This is a genomic window from Streptomyces sp. NPDC001373 (assembly GCF_042895815.1).
Taxonomy (GTDB): Bacteria; Actinomycetota; Actinomycetes; order Streptomycetales; family Streptomycetaceae; genus Streptomyces.
The window spans coordinates 192524-210222 of the sequence record NZ_JBIAWQ010000008.1 but is presented as its reverse complement, the minus strand read 5'-3'; the positions used below and the strand labels follow the sequence as shown (position 1 = coordinate 210222).

The window sequence follows — 17699 nt, the reverse complement described above, 5'->3', positions numbered from 1 at the left end:
GCGTCCCCCCGCGACGTTGTGATCGTTGCGGGGGAATCCTATGGCGCCCGGGACGCGGGCGGGCCGGAACGGCTAGGCGTCGACGAGGACCGCGTCCTCCTCGGACAGGGACGCGCGCAGGACGCGGGCCTGTTCGACCGGGTTCTCGGAGGACAGCAGCGCGGAGAGGACCGCGATGCGGGCCTGGCCGGCGCGGAGGGTGCCGGTGGGGACGGCTCCGGCGGCGACGAGGTCGACCGCGCCGCCGTGCGTGTAGATCTCGGTGACCGGGCCGGCCGGGACGCGGGTGGTCAGGGCGACCAGCACGCCGCGGGCCACGGCTTCCCGAACCGCCTCGACGATCTCCGGGGTGGCGTTGCCGGCGCCGGTGCCGACGAGGACGATGCCCCGGGCGCCGGCCGCGACGGCGGCATTGAGGAGCACCGGGTCGCCGTCGGCGTGGTGCATCACCATGTCCACGCGCGGCGGGAGCTCCGGCATCGCGGGCAGGGCCAGTGCCTGCGGGCGCTGCGGCTGCCGCAGGACGGTGACCTTGCCGAAGCCGACCTTGCCGAGGAGCTCGCGAGAGGGGTCCGCGAACGCGTCCAGGGCCACGGCCTGCGTCTTCATGGTGCCGCGGGCGGCGTGCACACGGCCGGCGAAGGCGACCAGGACGCCGAGCCCGCGCGTGGTCGCGGCGGTGAGCAGGGCATCGTAGAGGTTGCCGGGGCCATCGCCCTCGGTGGAGCCCATGGGCAGCTGCGAGCCGGTGAAGACGACGCTGCGGGCGTCGTGGTGGTGCAGGTCCACCAGGAAGGCGGACTCCTCCAGGGTGTCCGTGCCGTGGGTGACGACGATGCCGTCGACGGCGGGGTCGGCGAGGACCTCGTGGACGGTGCGCAGCAGGGTGAGCTGGTGGGCGGTGGTGAGGCGGGGGCTGTTCACGCTGAACAGGTCGACGACCTCGACGGTGATGCCCTCGGGCAGTGGCGCGGTGGCCATGACCTCGCGGCCGTCCGCCTCGGCGGCGAAGCCCGAGCCCGTCCACCGGCTGGCTATCGTCCCGCCGGTGCTGATGACGACGATGCGCCCCATGGCCATCCTTCCCTGACGTCTGAACCCCGGAGCGGGGTTCGCACACATTTCCTGGAAGGAGCAATGATAGTGAGATCTACGCGCAATGCGATTGCGCGTTGTCAGCATCCTGCGACAAACCCTGGGGGATAATTGCGCGGTGGACGCTATTGATCGTGAAATCTTGCGTGAGCTCCAGCGCGACGGCCGGCTCAGCAACCAGGAACTGGCCCAGCGGGTCGGCCTGACCCCCTCCCCCTGCATGCGCCGGGTGCGGCAGCTGGAGCAGGACGGGGTGATCCAGGGCTACCGCGCGGTGATCGACCCCGAGGCGGTCGGCCGCGGCTTCGAGGTCCTGGTGTCGGTGGAGGTCCGCCGCGACCGCGAGGCGGTCGAGGCCTTCGAGGCGGCCCTCCAGGACATCCCCGACGTCATCGAGGCCTACCGCCTCTTCGGCAGCCCCGGCTGTCTGCTGCGCATCGCCGTCAACGACCTCCGCGCGTACGAACGCCTGTGGATCGAGCGCCTGACGGCCCTCTCGGGGGTCACGGAGGTCAACTCGCAGATCATCATGAAGCGCATCAAGGAACCCACGGGCCTGCCGGTCTGAGCCCCGGCCCGGGTGGCCTTCGACCGAATCGGCGGCAGACGTCAATCACGATCCGGTCGGGGCGGTGAGCGTGAAGACCTGGAGGCGGCTGTAGTCGCCCGAGGCAGAGCCGAAGCCCCAGCAGCCCTCAAAGTCGCCGGTCAGGGGGGCGCCCGGAGGACGGGAAGGCGAGCGCCTTCGTGCCGGAGCTGGCAGCCGCGCGTCCTGGCTGGCTTCGGATCACGAATCCAGCAGCATCAGGTCGAACTCCACGAAACGCAGTGCAGCTCACCCCCGCACTTCGACCAGGGTGAGCACTCGCTGGCCGTAACGTCTCCCTGCGCGCCGCCTGTTCCCTTCTGAACTCCTCGGCGTCGACCCACCAATGCCGGGCCTCTCTGTCCCACCGGGCCTTGACCAGGCGCTTCGCCTCGTCCTTCTCCGCATACGGGACGCCGAGGTACAGGCGGCCGTCCCGAACGAGCCCCGGGAACACCTCGTCTGTCGTCCCGGACCGCTGGGCCGGCACCTCGGGCGCAGCCGTGGCCTGCTCGGCCGGGCGCCACGGCGCGCGCGCCGGCCGTTCCATACGGGTCTGTTCCACGAGCCGTCGTACGCGCTCGCAGGAGGCAGGGTCGGTGCAGCGCATCATCAGGTCGGTCGGTCCGATGTTCGCGAGCAGGTTCTTCGAACCGTGCCACAGGACGGCCCCGTCCAGGATGAGGACCTTCTCGTGCATGCGATCGCGGAACTCGACCCCGCAGCCGGCCACCTCCAACTCCTTCACGAGTTCCCGGTGCCGGGCCACGCGGGAGGGTTCCTGCTGTTCTTCGGGCGGGCGGGTGAAGACCGTGACCCGGACCCCGGCCGACGTCCGCCCGCCCGGCGTCGATGGGGCTGCCGCCGACCGCTTCCAGGCGTTCGGCCAATACGGACCAGGTGGCCGAGTCGTCCACCAGTGCCAGCGACGACTCCTGGATCGCCGAGATCACACAGGAGGTCGCCCCTCGCCGCAAAGCCGCCGAACGCAGATGTCCCGACGAGATCGGCGCGGCAAGCCCGGGTGCGTCCGCTGCGAGGCCTCTGAGCACAGGGAGCGGCATGACACCACGTCACCCGACAAGCGACCAACACACCGCGCCTGACACTCACAAGGCACACAGCCGGACGGCTGTCTCACCCCGCGAGGTCCGTCAGCAGCGCGTCCAGAACGGCCTCCTCCTCGACGCGCAGGGCGTGCTCGGCCAGGGCGAGCGCCAGGTCGGGGTCCCACGGCGACGGCGCCGGCTTCCCGTCCAGCGGGCGCAGGTCGGAGCCGGCGGCCGCCACGGCTGCGCGGTAGTCGTCGGCGCAGTAGCGCCAGGGCCGCCACGGCACGTGCCCCGACAGCGTCGTGGCGATGCGCAGGCCTCCCCAGTCGAAGTCGCCGTGGTAGCGGAAGGCCGTACCGAGCGCGTGCAGGGAGGTGAGGAGGGTCAGGGCGGCGGCCGACGGCTGCCCCTGGACGCATATCAGCGGTCGGGCGTCCGGTCCGTGGTGGTCCGCCGCGGCCGAGAGGACCGCGGGGTTCTCGCAGACGTGGACCACGGGCGGTGCCGTCCGCGGCGGGCGGCGGGCGAGCTGACGGAGCGTGAGGACACACGGCTCGCCCGCGTCGGCCATCCAGTCCAGGGCCTGGGTCCCGCGGAGGTTGAGGGTGAGCACCGTCGAGGACACGTCGTCGCGGAGCAGTCCGACGGAGGCCCATGCGGCTCGTCTCCAGGCCGCTCCCGCACCGTCGGGGTGGCCGGTCAGAGCGCGGGCGCCGGAGAGCGCGAGGGTGGCTCCCGGCGTCCCGTCGTCGAGTGCGTGAGCGCTCCCCAGCACCTCCGCGGCGAAGACCGGAAGCGACCGTGCCGGTGCGACCGGCAGTTCCCGCAGCACGCGGGCGGTCTGCTCCACCAGCGGACGGGCGGCGGTGGGAGTCCGGGCGAGCCGGCGCACGAGTCCGTCCTCGCGCACGCGGACGGCCCAGGCGGCGTACGCCGGGAGCTCCTCGGCCAGCAGGGTCAGGGGTGCGTACGCCTGCCCCCAGGCCTGTTCCTCGCTGCGGCGGACCTCGTCGAGCGGGACGACCCGCCCCGTGAGCACCGTCACGGCCGCCTCCAGGCCCTCCGGGCTGATGCCCGATCCGACCAGCACGGCCTCCACGGCGTCGAGCCGGACCGTCAGCGCCCTGCCGACGCCCGGTGCCCGGCCCAGCAGTCTCTCGGCCGCCGCCCGTTCGGCCGGGCTCGGCGTGGCCAGCGAGACCGCCCCGGTGAGGGGCTGCCCGCGCTCCAGGCGTCGGCGTACCCGCTCCACCAGCCAGGCCAGGTCGTCGCCGCCGAGGAGGCGGCGCAGGCGGGTTTCGTCCACCGCGGGACCGCTCACGCCCACAGGGTCTCCTGGTCGGCCGTTCGCACCGGGTCCTCGCGGCGCGTGCGGGCCGTGCCGTCCCATTCCCAGCGGGTGACCAGGACCGCGGCCACCTCGTCGACGCGGGCGAGCTGGGCGATGGCGATGCCCGGCACCTGCGGATAGCAGGCCCACTCCCGCTCGCTGGTCATGACCACGTCCAGGTCGAAGGCGTACAGGAGCCCGAGGCACTTGGCGCGCGAGTCGTCGTCCACCCCTGCGAACGCCTCGTCCAGGGTCACAAGGCGCGGTGCGTACGGGCTGCCCGCGCTCGCGTAGTGCGAGGAGGCGGCGGCGAACAGGGGGACGGACACGGCCAGGACGCGTTCGCCTCCGGAGGCGGGCCCCGTGGCGGGGACCCAGCGGCCGTGCTGCCGGCGCTCGACGGCGAACTCGTGCCAGGAGCGGTAGTCGAGGGCCGCGGTGAGGTGCTCCAGTCGGCTGCCGGCCGCGTCCTCGGTCTGCTGGCGGGCGATCTGCGCCTGCAGGAACTCCCCCACCGCGGCCCGGTCCTCGGCCGTCCACGCGTCAGCGGTCTGCAGCAGCCGGCCTCGGGCCTCGGCGAGGCCGACCGGGGCCTTGCGGGAAGGCCGCCACACCAGGCGCAGCCTCATGCCGGTGGAGGTGGGCCGTTCCTCCAGCTCGGCGTTCATGGCCAGTACCTGCCGCTCGGCCGCCGCGATCAGCTCCTGGAGGGTGCCGGCCACCTCCGTGATCAGGTGGGTCTCGAGGATCTCGCGCTCGTGTGCGGAGAGGATGCGGGTGAGTTCGCCGACCTCGACCGCGAGCGCCTCGGCGAGTGCGGGCACGGTGCGCTCACGGCCCTGGTAGACGATGTCGACGATCATGCCGTCCTCGACCATGCGCGCCGAGGCGGTGTTGCCGTGCCGCGACAGCGCGTCCTGGAGGATCTTGAACTCCTCGCTCAGACGCCGCTGCACCCGTTCCCAGGCACCGTCCGAGTCGTCCGTCGCGGACAGCTCCGATTCGAGGGCGCGGGCCAGGGCGATGGCCGGGGTGGGCGCCCACGGGCCGTCGTCCGCGGCCGGTACGACGAGATCGGGGAGCGCGACCGTGATCAGCCCCGTGGCCGTGAAGCGCTGGAGCGCGGCGATGGCCTCGGAGCGTGCCGCGGCGGCTTCGGCGACGTCCTTCTCCAGCTGTTCGATACGGCCCTCGGCCCGGCTGGCCCGCCGGTCCGCCTCCGTGTGCCGTTCCCGGGTGAGCTTCTCGTCGGCGGCGCACCCGCGCAGGGCTTCCGCGGCCTCGGCGAGCAGCCGCTCCAGCTCCGCGACGGCGGCGCCGACGGTCGCACGCAGTGTGGCGAGCCGCTCGTCCGCGGCGGCCGCCTGACGGACGGCCGCCTCCGTGCGCAGGGCGAGTTCGGCGGTCCGCTCCCCCGCCCGGACCGCCTCCTCGCGTTCCTCGTCCGCCTGCCGGGACGCTTCGCTCCGCTCACGCAGCGCGGGCCAGAGTCCGGCCAGCACGACGTCGAGTTCGGCGAGGGCCTGCCGTACGGCGGCCAGCGCGGGCCGGTCCGGGGGCAGCCCCAGATCGGCCGCGGTCTCCTCCAGTTCGGTGGTGGCCGCCTCGGCCCGCTCGGCGGCGGCCGTCGCCTCGGCGGCCCGCTCGTCGCGCCGCACCCGGGCCCGGCGCACGGTGTCGGCTGCCGCCGCGGCGTCGGCGTGCGCCCTGATCAGGGGCGCGTCGTCGGGCACGGCCCCCAGTTCGACATCGAGCGTGCGCCGGCGGCTCGCCACCGCCCGCAGCTGCGCGTCGGCTTCGGCCGACTCCTGGCGGAGAAGGAAGAGTTCGGCCCGCAGGGCCGCCATCCGGGTCCGCCTCGCGGCTTCCCGGGCGCCCTCTCCGATGTACTCGGCGGCGGGTTTGGCCCAGCGGCCGGTGAGGGCGCCGACGCGGTGGCGTCCGTCCGGTGCGACCCAGGTGCCGTCCGCGGTCCCGGTGCCCGCGGGGCCGGCGGGCGGTACACCGACGGCCGGTGCCGCGTCCCCGGGAGCGCCGCCGAGGCCGATCGCCTCCAGCAGCCGGGCCACCGACTCCACGCCGACCCGCGCCGCCTGCGCGTCACCGTGGTCCACGGCAGGGCGCAGTACGTCGGCGAGCGACGGTCCCCCGACCGGTCCGGAGTCCGGGGCGAGGAGTACGTCATGGCCGTCCGCGGCGAGGGCCGCGCCGTCGGGGCGCACCCACGCGTCCAGCAGCCCGGAGGCCTCCAGGGCCGCCTCCAGCCCGGCGCGGTCGCGGTCCGCGACCTCGTCCCGGAAGTCGACGAGCCGCCACAGAGGGGCACCGGGCGCCTGGTCCCGAACTCCGGGGCTCCGCGTGTACGGGGCCTGCGGCCCGGGTCGGCCGCCGGACTCCAGCCCGGCGAGTTCCTGCTCCGCGGCGCGGGTACGGGCGGCCAGGCCGGCCCGGTGCTGCGCCGATTCCGCCGCCTGGTCGGCGAGGACCGCCGCGGAGACGCTGTGCGCTTCCGCGGCACGGCGGCGTGCGGGGTAGGGGCCGTCCTGGTGCCGGGTCCACTCCTGGAGCTCGTCCAGAAGGCCGGCCGGGTCGGCGTACGCCAGCTCCCCGCACCGGCCCGCGTGCTCGCGTACGGCGTCGACCAGGGCCCTTCCGGCGGCCCGCGCCGTGTCGTCGGCCGCCTCCAGCGCCTCGGCGGCCCGCGCCAGTTCGGTCTCCGCCTCGTCGAGCCGCAGTACGGCAGCCCGGCGCCCGGCCGTCACTTCGTCGGCCCGGTCGGCGAGCGCCTCCACGTGTGTGAGGGTGCGGTGCCTGCGGCCGGTCGCTTCGGCCACCGCGGCCCGCAGGTCGGCGACCGCCCGTCCTTCGTCCCCGGGAAGGTCCAGCCGGGCGGTCGCAGCCGTCTCCCTGGCCCGGAGCAGCGTGTCCCCCGCCAGCTTCCGGGCGGCCCCGAGCCGGTTCTCCGCGGCAGCGAGGCGGCCGAGCGCCCTGGTGTGCCGCAGCGAGGCCTCCTCCCCGTCTTCGCGCGCACGGGCGCGGTCCGTCTCCGCCCGCTCCAGCGCCTGTGCGGCCCGTTCCAGTTCCTGGGCGCTGCGCATCTCGGGACCTTCGCGCAGGGCCGCGTCGGCCGCCTCCAGCCTCGCCCGGGTCTCCGTGAGGGCGGCGGCGCGCTCCTCCGCGGCCGCCCGGTCCCCCTCCGCCGCGGTCCTCTGGGCCTGCGCCTCGGCGAGGTCGCGCAGCAGCTGCTCGTACCTCGAGTGTTCGCTGCGCGGGAGGCGGGCGCGACGGCGGGAGGCCGCGCGGGCGTAGCGCCGGTAGTGGTCGAGGAACACGGAGGCCGCCCGTTGGGCGGCTCCGGCCGCCCGCAGCTCCTCCTTCTCCTCGTCCAGGGAGCGGAAGGCTTCGGCCACGTCCGCGATGACGGCCTGGTCCATCGGCGGAAGGGCCTCGGTGAGGGCGCGGGAGAGGGCGGCCTCGTTGGGGCGCTTGGACAGCTGGGGCTGGCGCAGCTGGATGAGCAGGTCGACGAGGGCTGCGTAGCGTTGCTCTCCGAGGCCGAACAGGGTCTCGTCGACGGCCCGGCGGTAGGCCTTGGCCTGGTCGTGGACCATCCCCTGCCCGGCGACCGCCTCCATGAGCCGATCCCGTGACAGGGCGGTACCGGTGGCGTCGAGCAGGCTCAGGGTCCCGGCCGCGCGCACGTCGGCCGGGCCGTGGTCGATCCGCTGCGCGGTCACCGCCCACCAGTGCCGGGCGATACCGCGCCCGCTGACGGCCTTGAGCCCGCACAGGAGCGTGCAGAACTGCTCCTCGCCGCTCACCGCGTCGCGGCGGCCGAACTCCACCCAGGTGTAGCCGAGGCGCTCGGAGTGCGGGTGCTCACCGCCGAGCAGCAGGTTCCACTCCATCCGCTTGCCGGGGTCCCCGTCCGGTTCCACGCGGCGGGCACTGAGGTCCCCGTCGAGCAGGAAGGGCAGGGTCAGGGCCAGCACCTTGGACTTGCCGGTGCCGTTGTTCCCCCGGAGCAGCAGTCGGCCGTCGCGGAAGTGGAACTCCTCCACGTCGTAGTGGAAGAGGTCGACGAGACCGATCCGCAGGGGCTGCCAGCGGGGGCGCTCAGGGGCGGGAATCGGGGGACGGGGGGTCACGGCCGGTGCGCCTTTCGCTGGGCGGGCACCCGTGCGGTGCCGGCTGTACGGGGTTCGAGCACGACGGTCTCCCCGACGGCGTAGCGGGCGAGCGCCGGGCGCGGCACGACTCCGTCGGCGGTACGGGCGACCAGGCCGAGGGCGGCCAGCCGGGCGACGGCCTGTTCGGCCAGGTCGGCCTCGGCCCCGGGCTCACGGGCCGACTTGGACCAGAATCCGCCGTGCTCGGCGGCCAGTTCGACCACGCGGCGCTCGAGGTCGGCCAGGGGGACGACCGGTCCTGCCGCCGCCGTGAGGTACTCGGCGAGCAGGAGGGTGACGTGGCCGCGGGTACCCGATTCGGGCATGCGGACATCGGTGAGGTCGTCTTCGGGGTCGACCATGGCGATGCCTTCGGCGCGCACTTCGGCGACCAGGCCGGTCAGTTCGCTGATGCGGGCGGTGAGGAAGCCGCGCTGGCGCGTCAGGTAGCCGAGTTCGGCGTCGGTCAGCCCGTCGTAGTAGAGGACGGGGTCGTCGAGCAGCCGCCGGGTCAGCGAGCGGCGCATCGCGCGGAAGCGCAGTTCGTCGCTGTCGAGGGCGGTTTCCGCCGTGAGCTCGGCGAGCCGGGCCTCCAGTGTTTCGGCCCCGATGGTGGAGGGTCCCCTGCGGGTGGCGAGAAGACCTGCGAGCACCCGCCGTTCGACGTCGTACAGGACGTCGCCTGCTCCGCTGACGTAGGCGTCCTCGTCGCCGGCGACGCGCCGCAGCACGCCGAGGTGGAGCAGGAGCCGTACGACGGCGGCCAGGTCGAGCCGCTCGTCGCGGCGGTCCAGGGTGAACTCGATGCCGGCCGCGGCCAGCCGGGGGTCCTTGGCGTCCAGCACGATCTGGTCGGCGAGGCGGCCCAGCGCGATCTGTGCCTCGCCGCGTTCGAGGGCGGCGAGGGCGAGGCAGAGCAGGACGTACCGGCGGCGGCTGAAGGGGGCGGCGCTGCGGGTGACCTCGCGCGCCGGATGCGTGGCGTCGTCGGGCACGGCGGGGATCTTGCCCAGCCGGGCGGTCTCGGCGTCGACCTGGAGGGACCAGCCGGTGTTGCGGTCGAACCAGTCGCGCAGCTCGGAGGCGTGCCGCCGGACGAGGCGGAACTCGTCGGCGTACGCGCCGTGCGCGAGCAGCAGCGGCTGCTTCAGCAGGGCCCGGGCGGCCTTGCGCCGCTCGGCGGCGTGCTGCCCGTCGAGTACTTCGGCGAGCGGCGTGGTCGTCACGCTCCCCTCCCTCCACTTCCTTCGCCTTCGGTGAGGTCGACGATCTCGATGCTGTGGTCCGGGCCGCGGAAGATCCCGTCCGGTGTGCGGACCTCGGCCGTCGACCCGTCGGCCGGTGCCGTGAGCCGGATCTCCATGGAGCCGTCGGCGCTGGTGGCCACGGTGTGCGTCATACCGGGCCGCCAGGTGGCCAGGGCGTCGCCGAGGAGCTGGAGGAAGAGCCGGAAGCTGAGCGGGTCCAGCTCGCCGAGTCCGGACAGCCTGGTGACGCCGTGGGTGACGAGCCGGGCCCGGGCCGCGGCCGTCTCCGCGGCCTGCTTGGCGGCCGTCTCGGCGAGCAGTCTGCGCGCCTCCCTCCGGTCCTCGACCTTGCGCGGTTTGCCGCGCCGCTCGTAGCTTCCCGTGCGGCGCAGCTGCGGGCTGATCCGCAGCGGTGCGGCGTCGGCCCACGCCGTGCCCGCCGGCTCGGGGCGGGCGTGGCGGGCGGCCAGCGTCTCGGCGTCCACGGTGAGGTGCCGGGCCGGGTACAGCCCGAACGCGGTGCGCCACAGCCGGTGCCGGGCATCGTCGTCGGGCGCTTCGGCGAACCAGCGCGCGAGGGTGCGGAAGTCGGCGGAGCGGTCCGAGCGCCCGGCCCGCCGCTCGTTCAGCGACCGTACGACGGCCAGCAGCTGCGGGATCGCGCCCAGCGCGCGGCCGCGCAGCAACCGGGCCTGCGACTCCCGGCCGTCCCGGGTGAGGAACCAGGCCGCCAGGCCCTCCCACCGGCCGGCCCACCGCTCGTACGCGGCCCGCCCCGCGTACGCCGCCTCCTGCGGGGTGGCGTCCGCCGCCTCGCGGGCGGCCGCGGCACGCAGCAGGAGCTCGATGCTCCCGCCCTCCTCCAAGGAGAGGATCAGCCGGGCGATGCGCCCGCCGAGGGTGATCAGGTCCTGGATGAACCGCTCCAGGTACTGGATGAGCTGGTCCTTGTAGGCGAGGAAGGCCTCCTCCCCCACGTCGTGGAGGTCGATGGTCCGCTGGAGGGAGCCCATGAACGCCCGGGCGTTGTCGGCGAGGGCGCCGAAGCGGCTCGCGAGCCCGTCCAGCGCCAGATGCGTCTTGGCCGGATCGGGCTCCTCCTCGGCCGCCAGCACGAGCAGGGCGCGCAGCTGCGTCACGATGTCGTGCAGCGCGACGGCCTGCAGCGCGCCCCGCCGCCCCAGTGCCTCGTCGAACGCGGACAGGGCCTGCTCCGCCGCCTCGCCCTCCCGCGTGAGCTGGTAGATGAACCGCCTGCGGTAGAAGTCCTCGACGGCCGTCACCCGCCCGGTGTCCGGATCGGCCCGCAGGTTCCCCCAGGCCACCAGGCCGTCGAGCGCCTTGACCACGGCGTCGAGCTCCGCCGGCCGGGCTTCTGGCGCCAGCCCCGTGTACACGTCCTCGGGGCGCAGATGCACGGCGAACCGCTCCTTGGCGACGAGGAATTCCCGCATCACCGCCCGGTACAGCAGCACGTTCGGAGCGGTGAGATGCGCGAAGGGCCCGTACCCGCCGGCCGGGCCCGCCACCTGCGGAGAAACCATGTCCATTGCCTGCCATCCTCCCGGAATGGCGCCCATGATCGGCAAGGACGTGCGTACTTGGCCGATTCGCATCGGTCCGGGCCGGGTCCGAGCGAAGCCGTCATCACGCGGGCGACGGCGGCCGACGGATGTCCGCCGGCCGCCGTCGTGTGTCACGCGAGCGTGAGGAAGAGCTTCTCCAGTTCTTGCTCGGTCATGGGGGGTGCGCCTTCCTCGCTCTCGGCGAGGCACTGGCGCATCCCGCTCGCGACGATCTTGAATCCGGCCCGGTCGAGGGCGCGGGAGACAGCGGCGAGCTGCGTGACGACGTCCTTGCAGTCGCGGCCGGCCTCGATCATGGCGATGACGCCCGCGAGCTGCCCTTGAGCGCGCCGCAGCCGGTTGAGGACCGCGGTCGCCGCCTCTTCTTCCACCTTCACCGGGTTCCTCCTTCTCGCCGGCCATCGACTCAAGAATACCCCTTGGGGTATAACGCCAGGGGTGTGCGGCCGATTCCAGGGAGCCTACCTGGGGCGCGCCCGAGGCGGGCCGCGGACGGCGTGCCCGCAGGGTGCCCCAGGTCACGGCGGTCGCTGCCGCGAGGCGAGGTCATCGCCACCTCCCTGTTCGTCGTCGGCGTCACCAGCCTCGTCGGGTTCGTCCCGCATGCCCCGGGCGGGTCGGGTGCGCTGGTGCACCGGGCTGATCTTCGGCGCGGTCAGCATGATCGGTGCCTACGGTGGCGGACGCCTTGCCGAGTACATCGGCACGGTCAGGATGGAACCGCCGCCCAGGACGCCCGGGCCGACCCCGGCCAGGACGGACGCGGCGAGCACGAGCGTGATCACGAGCGGTCCCGCAGAGAGGCGACGACGGTACGGATGTCAGTGCGCGGTCCGCGGTTGTAGGGCAGCTTGGCCAGCATCATGCCCATTGCACAGGTGTTGCTGAGCGCGGCGAACGTCAGCCCGGCGCCGATCGCCGTGCCGATCAGATGCACGCCGGGCACGAACACACCCACGATGCCGGTGACGAGCACGACCGAACCGGCGATCAGGCGGACCTGGCGCTCCAGCTCCCAGCGCGCCTCACCCCGGTTGACGGGAGCTCCGGCGGCCTCCCAGGCCATCATGCCGCCGTCCAGGACACGCAGGTTCGGCAGGCCCGCCTCGGCGAGGGCCTGCTCGGCCTGGGCGGCGCGGGCACCGGAGCGGCAGACGAGGACGACGTCCTCGTCGAGGTGGGTCAGGAGTTCGGCGCGGTGCTCGCGCAGGGTGTCGAGCGGGACGTTGTAGGAACCGGGGATGTGGACCGTCCGGAACTCGCCCGGGGTGCGCACGTCCAGAACGCGGGGAGCGCGTCCGCTGTCGACGAGGTGCTGCAGGGCTGTGGGGGTGAGGACGGTGGCGCGGGAGGCGTCGGTGGTCATGAAAACTCCGTTGTGGTGAATCGGCCCCGGACAGGAACACGGGGCGGAGCGGGGTAGAGGTGCGGGTAGGAAGGGCCGGCACACCCGGCGGTGCCCGTCAGGGCGTCGAGGGCCCCGTCGCGGGGGCACCGACGACTGCGGTCCGCCGGATCAGACGGCGTCGGGCACTTCCGTCAGGGCCCAGGCGGCGTAGCCGCCGAGGATGTCGGAAACGTCGGTGAAGCCGTGGTGACGCAGCAGGCTCGCGGCGATGGAGGAGCGGTGGCCGCCTGCGCAGTGCACAACGAGCGGCTTGTCGCGCGGGATCTCGTCCAGGCGGCGCGGCAGCTCGCCGAGCGCCATGTGCAGGGCGCCGTCGATGAAGCCGTTGTCCCCGCGCTCGCCGCAGGTGCGGACGTCGATGACGGCCGGCGGATTGTCGCCTGCCAGGGCGGTGCGGACGTGGGCGGCGGTGAGGCGGCTGGCCGGGGTGACCTCGTCGGCCAGGGTGGCCAGGGCGTCGTCCGGGGAGCGCAGGTAGCCGGCCACGCGGTCGAAGCCGATCCGGGCCAGGCGCGTGACGATCTCCTCCTCGCGGTTCTGCGGGGCGACGACCAGCAGGTCGGCGTCGGCGGGCAGGACGGTGCCGGCCTGCTCGGCGAAGCGGCCGTCGGCCGGCACGTTCACCGAGCCGCGCAGGTGTCCGGCGGCGAACTCCTGCGGGTCGCGGGCATCGACCACCACGGCGCCGGAGGAGCGGAGGCCGGTGAAGTCCTCGACGCCCAGCGGCCTCGGCGCGGCGGCCGGGTCGAACAGCTCGCGCTCCTTGCGGTTGAGCTCGGCGTCGAAGGCGAAGTAGCCGGGAGCGGTGGACTGGCCGGCGGTCACGATCGCGACGAAGTCCTCCTGCGACATGGGCGCGCAGGCATAGTTGGTGGCCCGCTGCTCGCCGATGGTCGACTGCTTCTCCGTCGACAGGTTCTTGCCGCAGGCGGATCCGGCACCGTGCGCGGGGAAGACCCGCACCTCGTCCGGCAGCCCCATCAGCTTGTTCTGCACGCTGTCGTGGAGCATGGCGCCGAGTTCGTCGGCCGTGACGCCGATGGAGGCGAGCAGGTCGGGGCGCCCCACGTCGCCGATGAAGAGCGCGTCGCCGGTGAGCACGCCGTACGGGACGGTGTCCATGCCGTGCTCGTAGACCAGCACGCTGATCGATTCCGGGGTGTGCCCCGGGGTCTCCATGATCTCCAGGGTGACGTCGCCGAGGCTGATGGTCTCGCCGTCGGCGAGCTTGCGGATGGGGTACTCGGTCTCGGCGCGGCGTCCGTAGCCGATCCATGCACCGGTCTCGGCCGCCATCTCGAGGTGTCCGGCGACGAAGTCCGCGTGGAAGTGGGTGTTGATGACGCCGACCACGGTGAAGCCGTGAGTCTCGGCGTCCGCCAGGTACTCCGAGACGTCCCGGCGGGGGTCCACGACCACCGCCTCGCGGGTGGTCTCGTCGGCGATCATGTACGACGCCTGGGAGAGGCAGTCGAGGTAGTACTGGGCGAAGAACACGGAAACCTCCGTAAACGATGGTTCAGATACCCTAGGGGGTATCGGAGAGGCCAAAGGCGGCCCGCTCCCCGCAGGGGCGGGCGGGCGAACGCGGGAAGGTCGAACCACCCCGGGGGCGGACCCCGTCACCATCGGGCGGCCCGCACCGACCCGGCCCCGGGTCCCACCGGCGACGGAAAGGGCATCCGTCACGGCGGCGGCGCCGAGCGCGGGGTGAGGTGCGCACGTCGACGATCACGGCGCCGGGACTCCAGGCCGCGGCAAAGGTCTCCAGGTCCACTTGACGAGCCATGAGCGAGATCCACTTCCAGATACCCCCCTGGGTATTACGCCTCCGACGGTAAACACCTCACGCCGGGACTGTCAAATACCCCCCTGGGTATTCGAAAGCCGATGGGTCGCGGAATCGCGGAACAAACCCGCCCCTACGCCCGTTGAAGCCCCCATATACCCCACCGGGTATACGGGAGGAGAGTGGAACCCATGCCCACCGTCGAGCTGACCAAGGAAAACTTCGAGAAGACCGTCACGGGCTCGGAGATCGTGCTGATCGACTTCTGGGCCGGATGGTGCGGGCCCTGCCGCAGGTTCGGCCCCGTCTACGAACGGGCGGCCGAGCGTCACCCGGACATCGTCTTCGGCAAGGTCGACACCGAGGCACAGCCGGAACTCGCCGGCGCCTTCCGGATCTCCTCCATCCCCACCCTGATGGCCGTCCGCGACCGGACCGTGCTCTACGCGCAGCCCGGCGCGCTGCCGCCACAGGCACTGGAAGAAGTGATCGCCAGGATCCGGTCCGTCGACATGGACGGCGTCCACCGGCAGGCCGCCACCCGCACCGCCGAGCGAAACTGACGCCCGGAGCGTCACCACGGGGCCAGGCCGAAAGACCGAACGGCCCGCCATCGCCTGTCGTCCGCCTCTGAACGGGTGCGTCAGGACATCATGCTGTTCGCGGCCCGAACCCGGGCCGCGAACAGCCGGCAGCACGACGACCGGATCGGCCGCATGCCGAGGCGGTCGCCATCCGAAGAGTGGGGTGAAGACATGGACTACGACCGCACCATCAAGGTCGCCGGAGCCTTCGACGAGACGGTGGAGACCGTCCGGAGCGCCCTCGCCGACCAGGGCTTCGGCATCCTGACCGAGATCGACGTCCAGGCCACGCTCAAGGCGAAACTCGGCCACGACATGGAGCCGTACCTGATCCTCGGGGCGTGCAACCCCCCACTCGCCCGTCAGGCGCTGGACGCCGACCGCTCGATCGGGCTCCTGCTGCCCTGCAATGTCGTGGTCCGCGCCGACGGCGACCAGGTGATCGTGCAGGCGATCGACCCCGCGACCATGGTCACACTCACCGGCGTCGACGCCATGACCCCTGTCGCGGACGAGGCGGCGCGCCGCCTCGACGCCGCGCTCGCCGCCGTTGCAGAAGGCGGCACGTGAGCCGTCGAGATGCCGCACGGAGCTGACCACCGACCGCACAGCTCGCTCACTTCGGCCATTTCGCCCGGGTCACGGTGGGACCCCCGGATCAGGAACCACAGGCCGGCACGCTCGTCGCCGTCGGGCGCGACGAATCCGCGGCGCCGGATCACCCCATATCCCCCGACTTCGGCCGGCCACACCCCGACCGGGACTTGTGGACCGTGAGCCAGGGGTCCCGCCTCCACACAATGCGGGCTTAACGGCTGCCCCCACCCCTCGAAATATACCCCCCGGGGTAATGGTGTTAGAGTGAATGACATACCCCCGGGGGTAATTTTGCGTGAAGGGAGTATCGCGCGTGTTCTTCGTCGACACCATCGAGCGCGAGGGGCTCGGCAACCGCCGCCACCTCGCCGGTGGCGAGCAGGCGGCGGCGGTCGATCCGCGGCTGACCGAGGGGCCGGCCCGCGCACAGCACGCCTCGGCCCACCGCCTTGCCGACGCCCTGCCCGACGAGACGGCGGTCCTGCCCACGCACGGGTTCGGCGGCTTCTGCTCCTCCGCGCAGGCCGGCGCGACGTGACGACGATCGGCGAGGAGAGGGCGGCCAACACGGCTCCGACCGTGGACGTGGACACCTTCCTCGCCGACCTGCTCACACAACCCCGAACGAGAAACGAGAAACGAGAAAGGTGACGTCGACGATGTTCCTCTTCCGCAGGAGCCGACAGCGCTTGTCCGTGGACGAGGCGCGCACACGTACCGGCGGGAAGCGGCCCGAAGCCGTGCTGCTGGATGTGCGGGAAAAGCCCGAATGGCAGACCGGACACGCCCCGGACGCGGTCCACGCCCCACTGACCGCTCTGGCTGCGGGAGCGGCGCTGCCCACACCCGCGCAGGGCCGTCCGCTCGTGCTGATCTGCCGCAGCGGCCACCGCTCGCAGCAGGCCGCGAAGCTCCTGACCGAACGGGGTGCGGACGCGGTGGACGTCAAGGGCGGCATGAACGCCTGGGCCGCTGCCGGGTACCCGGTCGTGGACGAACGCGGCAACGGCGGCTCGATAGCGTGAGCGTCCTGATCCTCGCCCTGGTCGCAGGGGCCGTCATCGGCCTGGCCCTGGGTGCTCTCGGCGGCGGTGGCAGCGTGCTCGCGGTCCCGGCGCTGATCTACCTGCTCGGGTTCTCCCCGGCGGCGGCGACCACCGCCAGCCTGATCATCGTCACCGCGACCTCGGCCACCGCCCTCTACGCCCACGCCCGGGACGGCAACGTCGTCTGGAAGACCGGTGCGCTGTTCGCGCTCGCGGGCGTCGCACCGGCTTTCCTCGCCGGAGCCGTTGCAGGGCACCTCCCGGCGACGCTGCTCACCGGGGCCTTCGCCGTCGTCGCCGCGCTGGCCGCGGTACGGATGCTCCGCCCGACGGGGTCCGAACCGCCGGAGCGGATACGGCCCGCGAAAGCGGCCGGTGCCGGGGCAGGACTCGGCACCGTGACGGGACTTCTCGGCGTCGGCGGGGGGTTCCTCGCGGTTCCCGCCCTGGTGGGCGTCCTGGGCCTGCGGATGAAGCAGGCGGTGGGCACCAGCCTGCTGGTCATCACCGTGAACTCGCTGGCCGCGCTCACCGCACGGACGGGAACGGGCGGAGATCTGCGCTGGGAGGTGATCGCCCCCTTCACCGGTGCGGCGATCCTGGGCGCCTGGGACGGCAAACGCCTCGCAACCAAGATCACCGGCGTAACCCTGCAACGGATCTTCGCCTACGTCCTGCTGGGGGTGGCGACCCTCATGCTCGCCGATGTGATCGTCTGAGCGGCCGGCGGCCGGGCGCCCCCTTCACAGACCGCTTGGCACGGCCCGTAGCGTTCCGGCAGGTCACACCACACAGTAGCGGTCCGCAACCACCACAACACCCCGTTGCCCACCTGCCGGCACCCCCGCAACAGCCGCCCGAAGCCGCCGCTGAAGAAGCGCGTCACGCCGGGCAATCGGAGGCACAGGTGGCGCCACACCGCTCGGCTGACAGAGGACACCCAACACACCCCCCGGCTGCCCGACATCCCCGAACCACGAGCCGCCGACCTCAGGCCCTTCTCGGGCACTGGAGCCCGTCCGGCCCCTGACTCAACACGAACCGGACACCTCACCCAGCCTCACGGAACGTCACTACCGGGAAGCGGATGGGGCAGGGGCAGGGGCAGGGGCTCGCAGTGCGGGGCATCGACGCGCACATCTTCCCGCCCGGTGACAGCCTCGCTGAGCCGGAGACAGTGCCGTACGACATCGTCTTGGCGAACCTTCCG

14 protein-coding genes and 2 pseudogenes are annotated in these 17699 nt (G+C 73.1%); 7 read left to right on the top strand and 9 right to left on the bottom strand.

Features of this window, described 5'->3' with window-relative positions; genetic code table 11:
- Positions 1-72: 72 nt before the first annotated feature.
- On the bottom strand, positions 73-1074 hold the full coding sequence (locus ACFY15_RS20185; protein WP_390825872.1) for an asparaginase: 1002 nt from the start codon (positions 1072-1074) through the stop codon (positions 73-75).
- 139 nt (positions 1075-1213) lie between these two features.
- Here ACFY15_RS20185 and ACFY15_RS20180 point away from each other — a divergent pair, with 139 nt between their 5' ends.
- Positions 1214-1663, top strand: a complete 450-nt coding sequence (locus ACFY15_RS20180) for an Lrp/AsnC family transcriptional regulator (RefSeq protein WP_358812219.1) — start codon at positions 1214-1216, stop codon at positions 1661-1663.
- A 127-nt stretch (positions 1664-1790) separates the two neighbouring features.
- On the opposite strand, the gene ACFY15_RS20175 is transcribed toward ACFY15_RS20180, so the two are convergent.
- From ACFY15_RS20175 to ACFY15_RS20150, 6 genes are all read right to left on the bottom strand, one after another.
- Positions 1791-2450, bottom strand: coding sequence for a DUF5710 domain-containing protein (locus ACFY15_RS20175; protein WP_390825871.1), 660 nt, complete (start codon positions 2448-2450; stop codon positions 1791-1793).
- A 368-nt stretch (positions 2451-2818) separates the two neighbouring features.
- Positions 2819-4054: a TIGR02679 family protein gene (locus tag ACFY15_RS20170; protein ID WP_390688872.1), complete on the bottom strand. Its 1236-nt coding sequence runs from the start codon at positions 4052-4054 to the stop codon at positions 2819-2821.
- The gene (locus ACFY15_RS20165; protein WP_390688873.1) at positions 4051-8211 is read right to left on the bottom strand and encodes a TIGR02680 family protein; all 4161 of its coding nucleotides are present in this window, start codon (positions 8209-8211) and stop codon (positions 4051-4053) included. The genes ACFY15_RS20170 and ACFY15_RS20165 overlap by 4 nt, the downstream gene beginning before the upstream one ends.
- A complete protein-coding gene (locus tag ACFY15_RS20160; RefSeq protein WP_390688874.1) occupies positions 8208-9458 on the bottom strand; it encodes a TIGR02678 family protein in 1251 nt (416 codons plus the stop codon). Before ACFY15_RS20160 ends, ACFY15_RS20165 begins: the two co-directional genes overlap by 4 nt.
- On the bottom strand, positions 9455-11029 hold the full coding sequence (locus ACFY15_RS20155; protein WP_390688875.1) for a TIGR02677 family protein: 1575 nt from the start codon (positions 11027-11029) through the stop codon (positions 9455-9457). The genes ACFY15_RS20160 and ACFY15_RS20155 overlap by 4 nt, the downstream gene beginning before the upstream one ends.
- Positions 11030-11175: 146 nt before the next feature.
- A complete protein-coding gene (locus tag ACFY15_RS20150; RefSeq protein ID WP_008741329.1) occupies positions 11176-11442 on the bottom strand; it encodes a metal-sensitive transcriptional regulator in 267 nt (88 codons plus the stop codon).
- A 165-nt stretch (positions 11443-11607) separates the two neighbouring features.
- Here ACFY15_RS20150 and ACFY15_RS20145 point away from each other — a divergent pair.
- A pseudogene (locus tag ACFY15_RS20145) lies at positions 11608-11767 on the top strand (TSUP family transporter); the annotation flags it as partial.
- Positions 11768-11846: 79 nt separating this feature from the next.
- Here ACFY15_RS20145 and ACFY15_RS20140 read toward each other — a convergent pair.
- On the bottom strand, positions 11847-12431 hold the full coding sequence (locus tag ACFY15_RS20140) for a rhodanese-like domain-containing protein (protein ID WP_390688876.1): 585 nt from the start codon (positions 12429-12431) through the stop codon (positions 11847-11849).
- Between the two features lie 150 nt (positions 12432-12581).
- Positions 12582-13970 carry a rhodanese-like domain-containing protein gene (locus ACFY15_RS20135; protein ID WP_390825870.1) on the bottom strand — a complete coding sequence of 463 codons (1389 nt, stop codon included), beginning with the start codon at positions 13968-13970 and terminating at the stop codon, positions 12582-12584.
- A gap of 483 nt (positions 13971-14453) precedes the next feature.
- Between ACFY15_RS20135 and ACFY15_RS20130 the strand changes: the two genes are divergently transcribed.
- The 5 genes and pseudogenes from ACFY15_RS20130 to ACFY15_RS20110 all read left to right on the top strand — a co-directional run bounded on the left by ACFY15_RS20130 (position 14454) and on the right by ACFY15_RS20110 (position 17208).
- A complete protein-coding gene (locus ACFY15_RS20130; protein ID WP_390688878.1) occupies positions 14454-14825 on the top strand; it encodes a thioredoxin family protein in 372 nt (123 codons plus the stop codon).
- A gap of 192 nt (positions 14826-15017) precedes the next feature.
- Positions 15018-15416, top strand: a complete 399-nt coding sequence (locus ACFY15_RS20125; RefSeq protein ID WP_390688879.1) for a DUF302 domain-containing protein — start codon at positions 15018-15020, stop codon at positions 15414-15416.
- A 418-nt stretch (positions 15417-15834) separates the two neighbouring features.
- Positions 15835-16055 (top strand): annotated as a pseudogene (locus ACFY15_RS20120) (MBL fold metallo-hydrolase); the annotation flags it as partial.
- Positions 16056-16102: 47 nt separating this feature from the next.
- Positions 16103-16468, top strand: a complete 366-nt coding sequence (locus tag ACFY15_RS20115; RefSeq protein WP_390688902.1) for a rhodanese-like domain-containing protein — start codon at positions 16103-16105, stop codon at positions 16466-16468.
- Positions 16465-17208, top strand: coding sequence for a sulfite exporter TauE/SafE family protein (locus tag ACFY15_RS20110; protein ID WP_390688880.1), 744 nt, complete (start codon positions 16465-16467; stop codon positions 17206-17208). Before ACFY15_RS20115 ends, ACFY15_RS20110 begins: the two co-directional genes overlap by 4 nt.
- Positions 17209-17699 lie beyond the last annotated feature (491 nt).